Here is a 13,359-nt window from a genome sequence, read left to right on the forward strand (position 1 = left end):
TTCCCCACTCCCTCAAGAAAAGATGGCTCCGGGAAACAGGCGGGCCAGACTCAGGATCTCGCCCGTTCCTTGGCTGCTGTAGGGCTGGCTGCGGCCTCCAAAGGCAGTTGCCCCTGTAGGAATCCAGGAAGGATAATGGGCAAACTCGGCCATTGGGCTCATTATATTTTGAGAAATACTGAACTCATCGGTCGGCGGGGTTTTCCCAAGGCAGCGGCGTGATTGTTATCGACGACATCTCCAAGCGGTTTGGCGGCATTAGCGCGGTGGATCACTGTTCCTTCCGCATCGAAACCGGTCGGATTACGGGCTTGATCGGCCCGAATGGGGCAGGGAAGACCACGCTCTTTAACATCATCGCCGGGTTTATTCGGCCCAGCAGCGGGCGCATCTGGCTAGATGGGGAAGACATCACCGGCCTGCCCCCTCACCATCTGTTCCGTCGAGGGCTGGTGCGCACCTTTCAGATCCCGCGGGAGTTTGGCCGCATGACCGTCTTGGAGAACTTGATGGTGGTTCCCCCCAACCAGATAGGGGAAAACCTGTTCGCCACTTGGTTCGGTTGGCGGCGGGTGCAACGACAAGAACGCAACCTGCAAGCTCGGGCCGAAGAGGTTCTGGAACGGCTGAACCTGATCCATCTGCGGGATCAACTGGCCGTCACCCTTTCCGGGGGGCAAAAAAAACTCTTGGAACTGGGACGTACCTTGATGACCGATGCACGGGTGATCCTGCTGGACGAGCCGGGGGCTGGCGTCAACCGCACTCTGCTGGCGGATTTGATGCGTTTTATCGAGTATCTCAACCGCGAGCGCGGCTGCACCTTCTGCATCATCGAGCATGACCTGGATCTGGTGACCCGTCTCTGCGACCATGTGGTGGTCATGGCTGCCGGCAAGGTTCTCACCCAGGGATCCATGGAGGAGATCAAACAAAACCCAGCCGTGCGGGAGGCCTATTTGGGATCTGTGGCACTGGCCGACTCCCTAAACCCACCCCAGCCCTCCCCTCTGCCTTCGGAGGGATCCCTCTCATGACCCCTTTGCTGGACATCCAGGATCTCTACAGCGGCTACCGGGGGGTGGACATCCTCAAGGGGATCCACCTGAAGGTGAACCCCGGGCAAATTGTGGTGATCATCGGCCCCAATGGAGCCGGCAAATCGACAGTGCTGAAATCCTTATTTGGCTTGGCCACCATCCGCTCAGGCCGAGTGCTGTTTCAGGGATCCGACATCACCCACCTGCCCACTGAGCAACTGGTGCGACGGGGAATCGGCTTTGTGCCCCAGACCAACAATGTCTTCCCTTCCCTCACCGTGCAAGAGAACCTGGAGATGGGGGCCTTCATCCGACGCGACAACCCTGCCGCCCAACTGGAGCGGGTTTATGAGCTGTTTCCGCCCCTGAAAGAGAAACGACGCCAAGCGGCGGGATCCCTATCGGGTGGACAACGGCAGATGCTGGCCATAGGGCGAGCGTTGATGGTGGAGCCGCAGTTGCTGTTGCTGGATGAGCCGACCGCTGGCCTGTCGCCGCTGTATATAGAACAGACCTTCGCCCTCCTGCAAGAGATCAACCGTCTCGGCATCAGCATCCTCATGGTGGAGCAGAATGCCAAGCAGGCCCTGAAGATGGCGGACTGGGGCTATGTTTTGTCCACCGGAGAGAACCGCTTTGAGGATACCGGCCCCAACTTGTTGAACAATCCTGAGGTGCTGGAGCTGTTCTTGGGTGGTTGAGGCCCTCACTCCCCTCCCCTTTCCCAGAAGGAGAGTCAAGCGGGACTGGCCATTTGCTGCTTGCGCAGTTGAGCTGCTTGGTTGAGAAGAGCCTCCACAAACGTCATCGCTTCTTGGGCAGAGTGACCGGCAGTGAGTTGGGCCAGTTCTTCGCGGCGTTCCCGTTCTCCCAAAAGCTCCACCCGCACAGAAGTTCGTTTTTGGTGCACCACCTTGTGAACCCGCAGGTGGTGATCCGCCAAGGCAGCGATCAGGGGTTGGTGGGTGACGCAGAGGATCTGGTGATCTCGGGCAATGCTGTGCAGCTTGGTGGCGATGGCTTGTGCCACTTTGCCGGACACGCCGGTATCGACTTCGTCGAAAACCATGGTGGCCACCGGATCGATGCGGCTGAATACGGCTTTCAAGGCCAGCAGAAAACGGCTCATCTCGCCGCCCGAGGCAATGCTGGCCAAAGGTTGAAGAGGCTCACCCGGGTTGGGGCTAATCCAAAAACTCACCTGATCCACCCCCTCTGCTGTCGGGGGGCCGGGTTGGATCTGCACCCGGAATTGCACTGCGCTCATCCCCAGCGGGCTGAGCTCTTCTATGAGGGCCTTTTCCAGTTGACAGGCCGCTTGTTGCCGCAGTTGAGAGAGCACCTGGCAATGGCGCTCCAGGTCTTGGGCAGCTTTGTCCAGCCGCACCTGCAATTCCTCTAGGTCGGTGTTGTCTCCTCGCAGTTGGGCCAACTGCGCCTGCACCCGCTCCGCATGGGCCATCACCTCGGCCAAGGTCGGGCCGTATTTGCGGCAGGCTTGTCTCAGTTGTGCCAAGCGCCGTTCAATTTTGTTCAGCCGACTGGGATCTGCCTCCAGCGTCTCGCCGTAGCGAATTAGCTCTCGCCCCACCTCCTCCACCTGAATGAGGGCGCTGCTGACCATTTCCGCCAGAGGGGCTAGGTCGGGATCCCGCTGGGTCATGGTCTGGAGCAACCGTTCTACCTGGCCCAACAGATCGGCGATGGCCGGTGAGCCGCTGTCGTTTTGATAGAGCAATTGGTGAGCTGCGTAGCTTTGCTGTTGCAGTTCCACGCGGTGGGCCAGGCGCTCCCGTTCCCGCTCCAGCTTGGCCATTTCGTCGGGATCCTCCAGGCGCAGGGCGGCCAGCTCTTGCGCTTGAAACTCCAGTAGGTCTAGCCGTTGCAGGCGCAGTTGTTGGCTTTGCTGGCGGGATTCCACCTCTGTTTTCAGATGGTTCCAGGTTTGGTAAAGGGCAGCCACCTCCGCCCGTGTTCGCAACAACTCTTCGCCGCCAAAGTCGTCCAGCCAACGGCGCTGGGTTTGGGGAGATTGAATTTGAACGGTTTGCCCCTGGGCAGTGATCTCTACCAATTTGGCCCGCAGGTTGAGCATCTGGGCTTTGTTCACCAGCACCCCATTCACCCGCAGGCGGCTGGTGAGCTTGCCGTTGCGCAACACCAGCTCGCGACTACAAACCAGGCCCTCCTCTAGGGGGTCGATGTGCTCTTGTTCTAGCCAGGCTTGCAGTTCAGGATTAGGACTGAAGATCGCTTCCACCAGACCTCGTTCGCTGCCAGTTCGCAGAGCCCGAGCTGTACCTCCTAGAGCTGCATCCAGCGCATCGAGGATGATGGATTTGCCGGCCCCGGTTTCTCCGGTGAGCACGTTCAGCCCCGCTCGAAAAGGGATCTCCAATTGCTCGATCAGGGCAAAGTTCTCGATCCGCAGCAGGCGCAACATAGGGATCCCGTGGGCTCAGCGTGCCGTTGGCAGTTTTCAGGATAGGGCTTGCGGGGTCGCTCTGTCCCACGTTAGCGTACCCACCATCCCTCGGCGGACGGGTACAGCGGCCAGCGGGGAGTCTGTTATTGCAGGGGTGGGGAGCACCACCCGTTCTGGTTTGGGGATCCCCTCGGGGAAATTGGCAGCCCGGCTCAGCCGGCCAGGGGGTAGCGCTCCATCAGGTAGCAGAGGCAGTCTTGGCGGATGATGCGGCTGTTGAGGGTGAGCATGCCCGGCATGATGGGCACGCTGGTGCGAATTTCTCCGTTGCAGGCATAGAAAAAGCGATCCGCCACATTTTGGCCCTGCTCGTCTTGCACCTCCAGGTGGAAGCCGTTGTTCGTCCAGCCAATGGGGGTGTGGGGGGGAAGCTCCCGAAAATTGAGGAGATCCAAATCCGGCGGGAAGCGGATGTGGGAGGGGGATCCCTCTTGGTTGCCATCCTCTTCCCCAAAGCTGAAGCTCACCTGATCCGGGATTTTGACAATGGCGACGCTGTGGAACAGGTCGATATCTTGGCGGAAGACAGGGCGCTGCGGGATCGCCGACAGGTGAAGGCAGGCTTCCAAGAATTCGTAGGCATGCTGGGTGCCGTGGGGTTGATCCGGCTTGCCGCATTCCAGGGTCACCGCCGGGCAGAAGCGCCCGAAGGCCATGCTCTGTACCCCTTCTGGCTTGGTGAAATAGAGGACGGTGCGCCCAAACAAGGTGGCCAGGTGCAGGGTAGGGGCATCCAGGTGATTGACACAAGCGTAGTGGGGGTTGGTGCCCGTGTTGTTGTGGATATCGACGCTGGCAAAAACGCCCCGCCGCTGCATTTGCTGCAGGACGGCCTGGGCCATGGCGTGCTCGGGGGTGGAGCCGGGGCCCCAAATGCGGTTGTAGTCCGGTTGGCCATCTAGCCGCCGTTGCCGGTGGCGGGCAGCCTGCACGTTGCCAATGAAAAGGGAAAGAGAACGGGGCAATTCCCGCTGGGCGTAGTGGCGGAGAAGCTGTCGCACCGCCTGCCAGCCGGTGGTTTCGTTGCCGTGCAGCAGGACGGACACAAACAGGGCGGGATCCCGTCGTCCCGGCAGATGGATGAGGGTTGGCCCACCCAATCGGTCGTAAAGCTGATGGGCCTCTAGATCCAGCAGTTGATCCGGTAGATGATCGAGAACGGTGAGCATACTGTTTGGGCTAAGAGGCTCGACTCAAACTTCTGGCTTCTGGCCTCTCTCCCTGGGGTAGGAGGGAGCAGAAGTCCAGCGAAGTCCTTGGTCGCGAATGAACCGTTTCGCTGCGGTAGCTCGGGTCGCAACAAGGCCATCTGAGAGAGAGTTTGCCCACTCGAGATGCGGGCCAGGGATCCGTCCTGCCGCCGCGGTGGCCCACCGCTGGTACAACCGGCTGTGGAGAGAGCCCTAGCTGAGATCCCAGGTGTGTACCGGTTGGCCTTGCCGCTGCCGTTCCCAGTAGGCACAGGTCAATTGTTGCATATCTTTACCATGCCGAGCCACATAGCGGCGCTGCCAGGTGGCCCCATTCTGCCCCGACTCCACCCGGGCGCGGAGAATGCCCAGGTACTCCTGAATATCGGAGGGGGCCAGATCCAGTTGAACCAAACCCGCCTCTGCTTGGGGGATCAGCTCTTCCAGCAGCAATTGGCGCAGGGATCCCTGCCAACCCTTGAGCCAAGTGATGGGGGCCTCCAGACCCCAGCGGGCCGCCGTGTAGAAATTGGCGCGGCACTGGGCAAAGCTTAGCTCCTGCTCGGGGGAAACGGGCTGGGATCCCAAGGCTTGCACCAGACCAAAGTAGAAGGCCGCATTGGCGATCATATCGGGTAGGGTTGGGCCTGCCGCTGCCACCCGCTGTTCGATGCGCAAGTGGGGAACCGGATCCAAGCCGATGAGGGGTCGGTTCCAGCGCCAGATGGTGCCGTTGTGGAGGCGCAGATGGGCCAGCTCCCAGGGAGAGGCGGCCAACGTTTGCGGCAGCACCACCGGGTAGCGATGCAGGTTTTCCCAGAACAGCTCCATCAGGGATCCCTGTACATAGCCTTGCCCGAAGGTGACGCGGGGGCAGTGGGTGGGGGAGGGCGGGGGTGGCCCATCCAAAGCTTGCTCAAACAAAGGGATGCGGGTTTCTGCCCACAGATCGTGCCCGAACAGGTAGGGGGAATTGGCCGCCAGCGCCACCAAGGGGGCTGACACGAGCAGGGAAGCGTTGAAGTAACGGGCCGCCTGTTGGGGGGATACCTGCAGATGGATTTGAAAGGAGGTGGTCGCCGCCTCCAGCATGATGTCCGGGTGGGTAACCCGCAACCGCCCAGCCGGTCCTTCGATATCTAGCCCCAGGGAAGGGATCGCTTGGGATTGCTCGCGCCGGTGCAAGTTCAGGATTTGCTCATTGAGGGCCAGGTAACGCTTGCGGGGGGAGATCATCTCCAAGGTCAATTGCCGTTGCTGCACCGTAGGCAAAATGCCGATCATCATCAGCCCCACCTGCAAGTGTTCGGCCACCTGGCAGCAGCGATCCCACGTTTGGCCCAGCTCTTGCTGAAACTGCCGCAGAGCCAAGCCGGTCAAAACTTGGGGCCGGCTGTTGATCTCCACGTTAAACTGGGCCAGTTCCGGCACCACCAGTGGATCGTTCACCGCTTCCAGGTAGGCTGAGTTGATCGGGGCCGGATCCCCCTGAGGGGTCACCAGCCATGCCTCCAGCTCAAACCCGCCCACCGGGGATCCCTGGGCAAAGGGCTGACAAGCCGGATCCAGCCCCGGCGCACCGGCCAACCAGCGCTCGAGCAACTTCGTCTCTTGCTGGAGCCGAGCTGCAAACTGAGCAAAGTCTGCAGTACCAAAACGGAGGCAGGTGATCTCCTGGCCCATGGGAACAACTCCGCAGCTTTTGGGAATGAGGTTAATCGCTGTTGCCGGGATCTCGACACCCCTAGCTTTACTTAGCCCGCCGTGATGGATACATCTTCAATGCGCAGAGCAGGAAAAGCCGTGCTGCCGTTGAAAACGGTCACCTCTTGTGAGATGGCGGAGATATTGCGCAAACAATCGTAGAGATTGCCGGCAATGGTGGTCTCCAGGATGGGGCGTTTCTCGCCGCCTTTGACCAAGAAGCCCCCTTTCACCACCCCAGAAAAGTCACCGGTAATGGGGTTGCTGCTGCCGGAGAGGCGGGTGACGATAACTCCCCGATCCATCGCGTAGAGCTCGGACAGGGGGGTTGTCCCTGGGGCCACCCTCAGGCAAGCCGGCCCTACTCCCGGCAGGCTGCCTGCTCCCCCTGTGGCATGGCCGTTGGAGGGAACGCCAGCAGCGCGGGACTCGTAGCTGTTGTACATGAAGTTGCAGAGGATCCCTTCGTGAACTAAGGGGGTGATTTGGCGCGGGATCCCTTCGCGGTCGAAGGGCTCAATGGGGTAGCCGGGCAGGCCCAGGCCTTCAGAAACCACGGTGAGCAACGGGCTGGCGATCCGGGATCCCATTTTTTGCGCCAAGGGGCTTTTGCCTTTGCGCACCGCATCCGCCCCCAGCACAAAGAGGAGATCCCCTAGAAACTCCTCCACCACATCTGGCGGCAGGACAATGGGGCCGCGGAAGCTCTCCCCCTCGCCAGCCCCCAGCGCGCCCACGCATTTCTGGACAAAGCGATCAAAAGCCCGCTCCAGCGCCGGCACCAGATCGGCCCGCTTCTGCACACTGTCGCCGTCGTAGGCAAAGCTGCCCACCTCGTCCCCGTCGATGGCCATGCCAAACAGGGATCCCCCCGCTTCCACGCTGTGATGGTTGGCGCGGATGCCGGTGGAAGAGGCGATGGCCAGGGTCTCTTCCTCCACGCTGAGGGAGCCGCTGTCGATGGTGATGCGAGGGTCTTTGGAGCGCACCCACTCCAGCAATTGGGATCCCAACTGGGTCAGCTCGGCGGCATCCAGTTCCAGCAGGCCTGGGTCGAGGGCAAAGGGCACCTGGGGCAAAGGTTGGGGCTCCGGCAGCCCGTTGAGGGGATCCGCCGGCGAAGCCTTGGCCATGGTCACAGCCTCAGCCGCCGTCTCAGCTAACTCTTCCGGGCGGTTGGAGGTGGCAAAGCCCAGCCTGCCGCCACAGAAAACCCGAACGCCGAACAGGGTCTCGCTGCTGCTGCGGGCCAGGTTCAGGTCGTTTTTTTCAAACGTGACTTCCGTTTCCCGGCCTGAGTTGGCAAACACTTCTGCCTGGTCGGCTCCAGCAGCCAATGCCTTGTGTACACCCTGTTCACAAAGATCCAGCAGGTTTTCCGGGGAAATGATGGAGCTGGGCATAGAAAGCGGGATAGCAAGAGGACAGTCCTATTATCGGCTATGGCTCAGGGATGCCTTTCCCAGCCCCCTGCGGCCCATGGGATCCCAGCACCCACCCCTTCGTCCAACAACGTCACTCTGGTGCGCACCTTCCGGCCCGCTCCCCCTGGGCAACAATCAGCAGAGAGCTACCCACAGGGATTCCACCCTGCAGCAGCAAACAAAGGGGCTGAGATCAAAAGGGATCCCTCGTGGCGCTTTGACCCCACTTGCCGCTTGTCCTTAGCGGCCTGCCGGGTGCAGGAACCCTAGAATGGAAGTTAAGCCTACTTGCCGTGAGTGCCCATGAGCCTTTTGCCCACTTCCACTGCCCCGCTCGCCGTTGCCCCGACAACAGCCGAGGACACCGTCCCGCCGAGGCGACTGGATTTTGAAGTGGTGATTGCCGGAGCTGGGATGGTGGGATCCACCTTGGCAGCCGCTTTGGGTCAGGCCGGAATCCGTGTTGGGCTGATCGAGGGGCGGGATCTCTCGCAGGGGGTGGGGGCGGATGGCCGAGCCAGCGCTTTGGCTCTGGGGACAGCTCGTATTCTGCAGCGGATTGGGGTATGGCCCCTCATGGAAGCCTGGGGAGTTTCTCCCATTCACCGCATTCAGGTCTCTGATGGGGAAAGCCCCTGGATGGCTCAGTTGTGCCGCGAAACGCTCCAAGCGCCGGCCCTGGGCTACGTCGTGGAAAATCAAATCACCCAAAAAGCTCTGTTGCAGCGCATTCGCGAGTGCCCTTCGGTAACCCTTTTCAGCCCCGCCCAGGTGCAAAGTTTCTCACCTGCAGCAGATCACCTGCGGGTAGAGCTGCTGGCTCAGGAGGGATCCCGGCAAACCCTGCGGGCTGCTCTGCTGGTGGTTGCAGATGGGGCCCGTTCGCGGCTGCGGGAACAGGCTGGGATCCCGTTATCCCGCTGGGGCTATGGGCAGGTGTGCATCGTTTCCACCCTCACCCATGAGCATCCTCACCAGCAGGTGGCCTACGAGCGCTTTCAGGTCAGCGGTCCCTTCGCCATTTTGCCCACCCCCGATCCCCATCGCAGTTGCGTCGTCTGGACAGTTCGCCAAGCGGATCGAGATCGGCTGATGGGCTTATCTGAGGCTGAGTTTCTGCAGGCCATCCGGCCTTGGTTTGGATCCCAGTTGGGAGCCTTGCTGGCCGCCTCTCCCAGAGCTTGTTATCAGCCGCAGCGGGCCCATGCCCAAACCTATATCGGATCCCGGCTGGCTTTGGTGGGGGATGCTGCCCATACCACCCATCCGCTGGGGGGGCAGGGAGCGAATCTGGGCATGCGGGATGTGGCGGCCTTGGCTGCCCTGTTGATCGAAGCCAAAATGGCGGGCCGGGATCCCGGCGATCCGGCTTTGCTACAAGCCTACGAGCGCTGTCGCCGCCCAGAAAACGCGCTGGTTCTTTTTGCAACCGATGCTGCCAATCGCCTCTTTTCCAACCGAAGCTGGCCGTTGCTGGTCTTGCGTCGCCTGGGCCTGTGGGGACTGGAGGTTTTGCCGCTGCTCAAGCCTGCCTTGATGCGCCAAGCGATGGGGATCCGCCCCCACCAACCCCAACTCCAACAGCTCCCTTTCCCTGCACCCCCGGAACCTCTGGCTACGCCTGTCTAGATCCGGCCAAACTGTTGAGAGCTGGGCCCAGATCCTCGCCCGCCGCCTTTGTCCCCAGCAGACCAAGCGCTCCACAGGGATCAAGGCTGCTCCAGGGGTAAGTCTGAAAACAGCAACGGGGCAATATTGGCCGCCTGGTTGATGGGGATCTCGTCGTTGACGGCATACTGATAAAACTGATCCAAGCGCCGACACAAACCTTCTGGGGTCAAAGCCTGCACATTGGAGCTGATGATATAGCTTTGGGAAGGAGAGGCGCGAAACGCTTGAAAGGCTTTGCGACAAAAGTCCTGCTTGGCCTCCGGGTCTGCTTGTCGCCACTCTGGCCCCGTAAGTTTGCCGGACAAAGTGGGGCCGGTTGCCGCTCCCAAGGGCAGGCCTGTTCCCAAGATTAGGCCAGCCAGGATCAGAAACAGAAGGCCCCCCTTCAAGACTGCCTGCCAGAAAGAGAACTGAAGCCGTTGCCGGTGCTGCTCCATGGTTGGATAGGCTGGAGTGGAAAGGGATCCCCTCGATCATACCGATCACACATACCGATCACAGGCGGATCTGAGGGAAACTCAGGATCTCGGCTGGCTTTGCCGCTCCCCTCGATCCCCGCTGCCGTCCTCAGGAATGGCCGGAAAGCTGGGTCCCTTTCATCCCTTACCCGCTCGCACCCTCCGTCCCGTGGCTCGCAACAAACCCCGTCGGAAACAGCCTTTCCCGCACCTCCTCGGCTCCAAATGGACTTCCGTTCAGCCTGTTCTGGGTTGGCGACATTTTCAGGTCACCGCTCGCCAACAAGGGGAAGGAGGGCTGGTGTTTGCCGAGCTCAGAGCCGTCTGCGATCCCCAGGTGCGCCTCTGGGTCAACGCGGCCACCCTGAAGAACCGGGATCTTTGGCAGCCGGGCTGGACGCCTCTCGAAGACGGGATCCCCTGTGGGCGGCAGGATCCCCTTCTGGACAGGGCTGGGGGATAGTTTCTCTCAAGCTGGGGCTCAGGGATCGATTAGGATCATCTCTCTAGTGTGGTGTTTTAATTCGGAAGCTTGAGGAGAAGAAAGCGGGATGGCCAGATGTGACGTTTGCGGAAAAGATCTTAGCTACAGCGATTATCAGTGGGCCAAGCGCTGCGCCAATCCCTACGGGAAGTCTCACCTCATCTGCTTCGACTGCTACAGTGGTTCGTCTTGTCCCATCTGCTATTCCCCTCTGGAGCCGGCAGAATAGAAGGAGGCGTTCTCAAAAGCTGCTTGTCGGTTACTCGACTCCCATCCCCCTAGCTCCTCGGAGGGGGCGATGGTCGACAAGGGTCTCGATGGTTTTCCCAAGGGAGCCGGAAAAGTGCGCATTGGCCAGGGCTACGACATCCACCGCCTCGTCGAGGGGCGCCCCCTGATCCTGGGCGGGATCCGGATCCCTTACGAAAAGGGGCTATTGGGCCATAGCGACGCCGATGTCCTCACCCACGCCATCATGGATGCTCTCCTGGGGGCTGCCGCTCTGCGGGATATTGGCTACTACTTCCCCCCTGAAGAAGAGCGTTGGAAAGGGGCAGATAGCATCCTTTTACTACAGCAAGTGGTGCAGCTGGTGGGCCAAGAGGGCTGGTGCGTTGCCAATGTAGACAGTGTGGTGGTGGCGGAGCAGCCCAAGCTCAAACCTCACATCCCCGCCATGCAGGCCCGCCTGGCAGAGGCGATGCAGATCTCCCCCAAGCAAGTGGGGGTCAAGGCTACTACTAACGAAAAACTGGGCCCCATAGGTCAGGGAGAGGCCATTGCTGCCTTCGCAGTAGCCCTGTTGCTGGAACAGAGAGGACAAGCTTCCTCTGACCTTCCCATCAGAATCTGAAAAGAACCTGGTCACCCCACTGCCTGAGCTGCCAAACTGGCAAGCAATCGCTCCCTCAAAAACGCAGAATCTGCCCAAGTCGCAGTCAAACCACCCATTACCTGGATCCCCAACTTTCCCCCTGGGAAAGGGGCCGGGAGGGGGGCTACTCCTCTAGGAGAAGGGCTGGGGGTGAGGGCCTCAGCAGCGCGGAGCGCTTGGGCCACAGGGCGCGGGATGCGGGCGAGCCGTCCCAAACTTGCTTGGAACAACGACTTGGCAAAGGAAATGGTGGGCCAAAACAGCACCTCAACAGACCAGCTCAAGAGAAGCCTTTTTGTCCCTCTACTCTTGGGGATCCTTCTGCTCTGGCTCAGCGCTTGTGCCACGCCCACCCGCCCCCCCCATCTGGTTGCCACGGTGACTTCAGATCCCAAAACCTTCAACACCTATTTGGCCGCCGAAAGCTCCAGCCGCGACGCCATCGCCTACCTGGAGGCGGGCTTGGTCACCTTGGATGAGGATACCCTCTTGCCCAAACCGGAGCTGGCGGAAGGCTGGGAAGTGTCTGAGGACGGCTTGCGGTATGTCTTTACCTTGCGGGAGGGGCTGCGCTGGTCGGATGGAGAGCCTCTGACAGCAGCAGATGTGGACTTTACCTTTAACCGCATCATCTTCAACGAGCGGATCCCGACTTCTGCGCGGGATGTGAAGCGAATTGGAGAAGCCGGAGCATTGCCTCAGGTGCGGGCGCTGGACGAGCGGCGGATTGAGTTCGTTTTGCCGGAGCCCTTCGCTCCCTTTCTGCTGCAGGCGGGATCCCCTATTTTGCCCAAGCACATCCTCGAGCCCACCGTCGAGCAGGTGGACAGCCAGGGCAACCCCCTTTTCTTGCAAACCTGGGGTATCGACACGCCGGTGCAGGAGTTGGTGGGGGCCGGCCCCTATATCTTGCAGGAATACACCCCCGGCCAGCGGCTGGTGTACCGGCCCAATCCCTACTACTGGAAGGGGGAAGGGATCCCGCGCATTGAACGGGTAATCCTGCGCATTGTGGACTCAGAGGACACCGCGCTGCTGCAGTTTCGCTCCGGCGAGACCGACGTGTTTTCGGTGCGGGGGAGAGATTTTCAGCTCTTGAAGCGGGAAGAAGAACGGGATCAGTTCACCATCTACAATCTCGGCCAGACATTGAACAACTATTTCTTTGCCTTCAACCTCAGCCGCGCCCGTAACCCCCAGACCGGGCGGCCTTTTGTGGATCCCGTCAAAAGCCGCTGGTTTAACGATTTGAACTTCCGCCAGGCGGTGGCCCACGCCATGAACCGGCAGTTTTACGTCGATAGCGTCCTGCAAGGGTTGGGCCAGATCCAGCACTCGGTCTTCTCCCCCGCCAGCCCTTTCTACCTCAGCCCTGAAGAGGGCTTGCCCACCTACGACTACAACCCTGAAAAAGCGCGGCAACTGCTCCTCGATGCCGGATACACCTACGATGCTGAGGGCCACCTGCGGGATTCCGAGGGCAACCGTGTCCGTTTCACCTTGCTCACCAACGCCGGCAACAATCAGCGGGAGGCCACCGGCGCGTTGATCAAAGCTGATCTGGAGCGGATCGGCATCACCGTTGATTTTACCCCCATCGCCTTCAACACCCTGGTGCAGCGCACCGATAGCCGCGACTGGGAAACCCTGCTGCTGGGCTTTGGTGGCGGCGGCACCGAGCCCAACAACGGCTCCAACATCTGGCGCAGCGACGGCCGTTTGCACCTCTTTAATCTGGGAGATTTGCCCGGCAACCCGGCAGAAGGGGTTGAGGTCAGCGATTGGGAACGGGAGATCGACCGCATCTTTATCGAAGGGGTGCGGGAGCTAGACTTTGAAAAGCGCAAGGCCCTCTACGACCGGTTTCAAATCATCATCCAGGAACAGCTGCCCCAAATTGGCACTTTCAACCCCCTGGTTCTCTCAGCCCTGCGCAACCGCATTCAAGGGGTGGATCCCCGACCCATTCTGGGGCCATTGTGGAATTTGGATCAGCTCTACATTCAAGAGTAGAACTTCTGATGACGTG

Annotated in this window: 11 protein-coding genes; 6 read left to right on the forward strand and 5 right to left on the reverse strand. The window is 60.6% G+C overall.

The genetic code is table 11. From position 1 onward, the window contains the following. Window positions 1-218: 218 nt before the first annotated feature. Both ACVWY9_RS03255 and ACVWY9_RS03260 read left to right on the forward strand, forming a co-directional pair. On the forward strand, window positions 219-1,037 hold the full coding sequence (locus ACVWY9_RS03255) for an ABC transporter ATP-binding protein (protein WP_414329274.1): 819 nt from the start codon (window positions 219-221) through the stop codon (window positions 1,035-1,037). Further along, window positions 1,034-1,741, forward strand: coding sequence for an ABC transporter ATP-binding protein (locus ACVWY9_RS03260; protein WP_457387492.1), 708 nt, complete (start codon window positions 1,034-1,036; stop codon window positions 1,739-1,741). The genes ACVWY9_RS03255 and ACVWY9_RS03260 overlap by 4 nt, the downstream gene beginning before the upstream one ends. 35 nt (window positions 1,742-1,776) lie before the next feature. Here ACVWY9_RS03260 and recN read toward each other — a convergent pair whose 3' ends face one another. From recN to ACVWY9_RS03280, 4 genes are all read right to left on the reverse strand, one after another. After that, window positions 1,777-3,483 carry a DNA repair protein RecN gene (gene recN / locus ACVWY9_RS03265; RefSeq protein WP_457387493.1) on the reverse strand — a complete coding sequence of 569 codons (1,707 nt, stop codon included), beginning with the start codon at window positions 3,481-3,483 and terminating at the stop codon, window positions 1,777-1,779. Between the two features lie 194 nt (window positions 3,484-3,677). After that, window positions 3,678-4,694, reverse strand: coding sequence for a M14 family metallopeptidase (locus ACVWY9_RS03270; RefSeq protein WP_457387494.1), 1,017 nt, complete (start codon window positions 4,692-4,694; stop codon window positions 3,678-3,680). Window positions 4,695-4,928: 234 nt separating this feature from the next. Continuing rightward, a complete protein-coding gene (locus ACVWY9_RS03275; protein WP_457387495.1) occupies window positions 4,929-6,398 on the reverse strand; it encodes a glutamate-cysteine ligase family protein in 1,470 nt (489 codons plus the stop codon). A 71-nt stretch (window positions 6,399-6,469) separates the two neighbouring features. Beyond that, on the reverse strand, window positions 6,470-7,822 hold the full coding sequence (locus ACVWY9_RS03280) for a TldD/PmbA family protein (protein WP_457387496.1): 1,353 nt from the start codon (window positions 7,820-7,822) through the stop codon (window positions 6,470-6,472). A 324-nt stretch (window positions 7,823-8,146) separates the two neighbouring features. On the opposite strand from ACVWY9_RS03280, the gene ACVWY9_RS03285 reads away from it, so the two are divergent. Further along, complete coding sequence (locus ACVWY9_RS03285) at window positions 8,147-9,472, forward strand: UbiH/UbiF/VisC/COQ6 family ubiquinone biosynthesis hydroxylase (RefSeq protein WP_457387497.1); 1,326 nt, start codon at window positions 8,147-8,149, stop codon at window positions 9,470-9,472. 80 nt (window positions 9,473-9,552) lie between these two features. On the opposite strand, the gene ACVWY9_RS03290 is transcribed toward ACVWY9_RS03285, so the two are convergent. Beyond that, on the reverse strand, window positions 9,553-9,951 hold the full coding sequence (locus ACVWY9_RS03290; RefSeq protein WP_414350476.1) for a hypothetical protein: 399 nt from the start codon (window positions 9,949-9,951) through the stop codon (window positions 9,553-9,555). Window positions 9,952-10,141: 190 nt separating this feature from the next. Here ACVWY9_RS03290 and ACVWY9_RS03295 point away from each other — a divergent pair, with 190 nt between their 5' ends. The 3 genes from ACVWY9_RS03295 to ACVWY9_RS03305 all read left to right on the forward strand — a co-directional run bounded on the left by ACVWY9_RS03295 (window position 10,142) and on the right by ACVWY9_RS03305 (window position 13,343). Continuing rightward, complete coding sequence (locus ACVWY9_RS03295; RefSeq protein ID WP_414329949.1) at window positions 10,142-10,435, forward strand: TIGR02450 family Trp-rich protein; 294 nt, start codon at window positions 10,142-10,144, stop codon at window positions 10,433-10,435. A gap of 364 nt (window positions 10,436-10,799) precedes the next feature. Then, the gene (gene ispF, locus ACVWY9_RS03300) at window positions 10,800-11,309 is read left to right on the forward strand and encodes a 2-C-methyl-D-erythritol 2,4-cyclodiphosphate synthase (RefSeq protein WP_414342922.1); all 510 of its coding nucleotides are present in this window, start codon (window positions 10,800-10,802) and stop codon (window positions 11,307-11,309) included. 267 nt (window positions 11,310-11,576) lie between these two features. After that, a complete protein-coding gene (locus ACVWY9_RS03305) occupies window positions 11,577-13,343 on the forward strand; it encodes an ABC transporter substrate-binding protein (RefSeq protein ID WP_457387524.1) in 1,767 nt (588 codons plus the stop codon). Window positions 13,344-13,359: the final 16 nt, after the last annotated feature.

This window comes from Thermostichus sp. OS-CIW-31, assembly GCF_054060305.1.

What these genes read in the sequence shown, in the direction of transcription:
- ACVWY9_RS03260 (WP_457387492.1), top strand. Translation starts at nt 1,034, where the DNA reads ATGACCCCTTTGCTGGACATCCAGGATCTCTACAGCGGCTACCGGGGG.
- recN (WP_457387493.1), bottom strand. Translation starts at nt 3,483, where the DNA reads ATGTTGCGCCTGCTGCGGATCGAGAACTTTGCCCTGATCGAGCAATTG.
- ACVWY9_RS03270 (WP_457387494.1), bottom strand. Translation starts at nt 4,694, where the DNA reads ATGCTCACCGTTCTCGATCATCTACCGGATCAACTGCTGGATCTAGAG.
- ACVWY9_RS03275 (WP_457387495.1), bottom strand. Translation starts at nt 6,398, where the DNA reads ATGGGCCAGGAGATCACCTGCCTCCGTTTTGGTACTGCAGACTTTGCT.
- ACVWY9_RS03280 (WP_457387496.1), bottom strand. Translation starts at nt 7,822, where the DNA reads ATGCCCAGCTCCATCATTTCCCCGGAAAACCTGCTGGATCTTTGTGAA.
- ACVWY9_RS03285 (WP_457387497.1), top strand. Translation starts at nt 8,147, where the DNA reads ATGAGCCTTTTGCCCACTTCCACTGCCCCGCTCGCCGTTGCCCCGACA.
- ACVWY9_RS03290 (WP_414350476.1), bottom strand. Translation starts at nt 9,951, where the DNA reads ATGGAGCAGCACCGGCAACGGCTTCAGTTCTCTTTCTGGCAGGCAGTC.
- ACVWY9_RS03305 (WP_457387524.1), top strand. Translation starts at nt 11,577, where the DNA reads ATGGTGGGCCAAAACAGCACCTCAACAGACCAGCTCAAGAGAAGCCTT.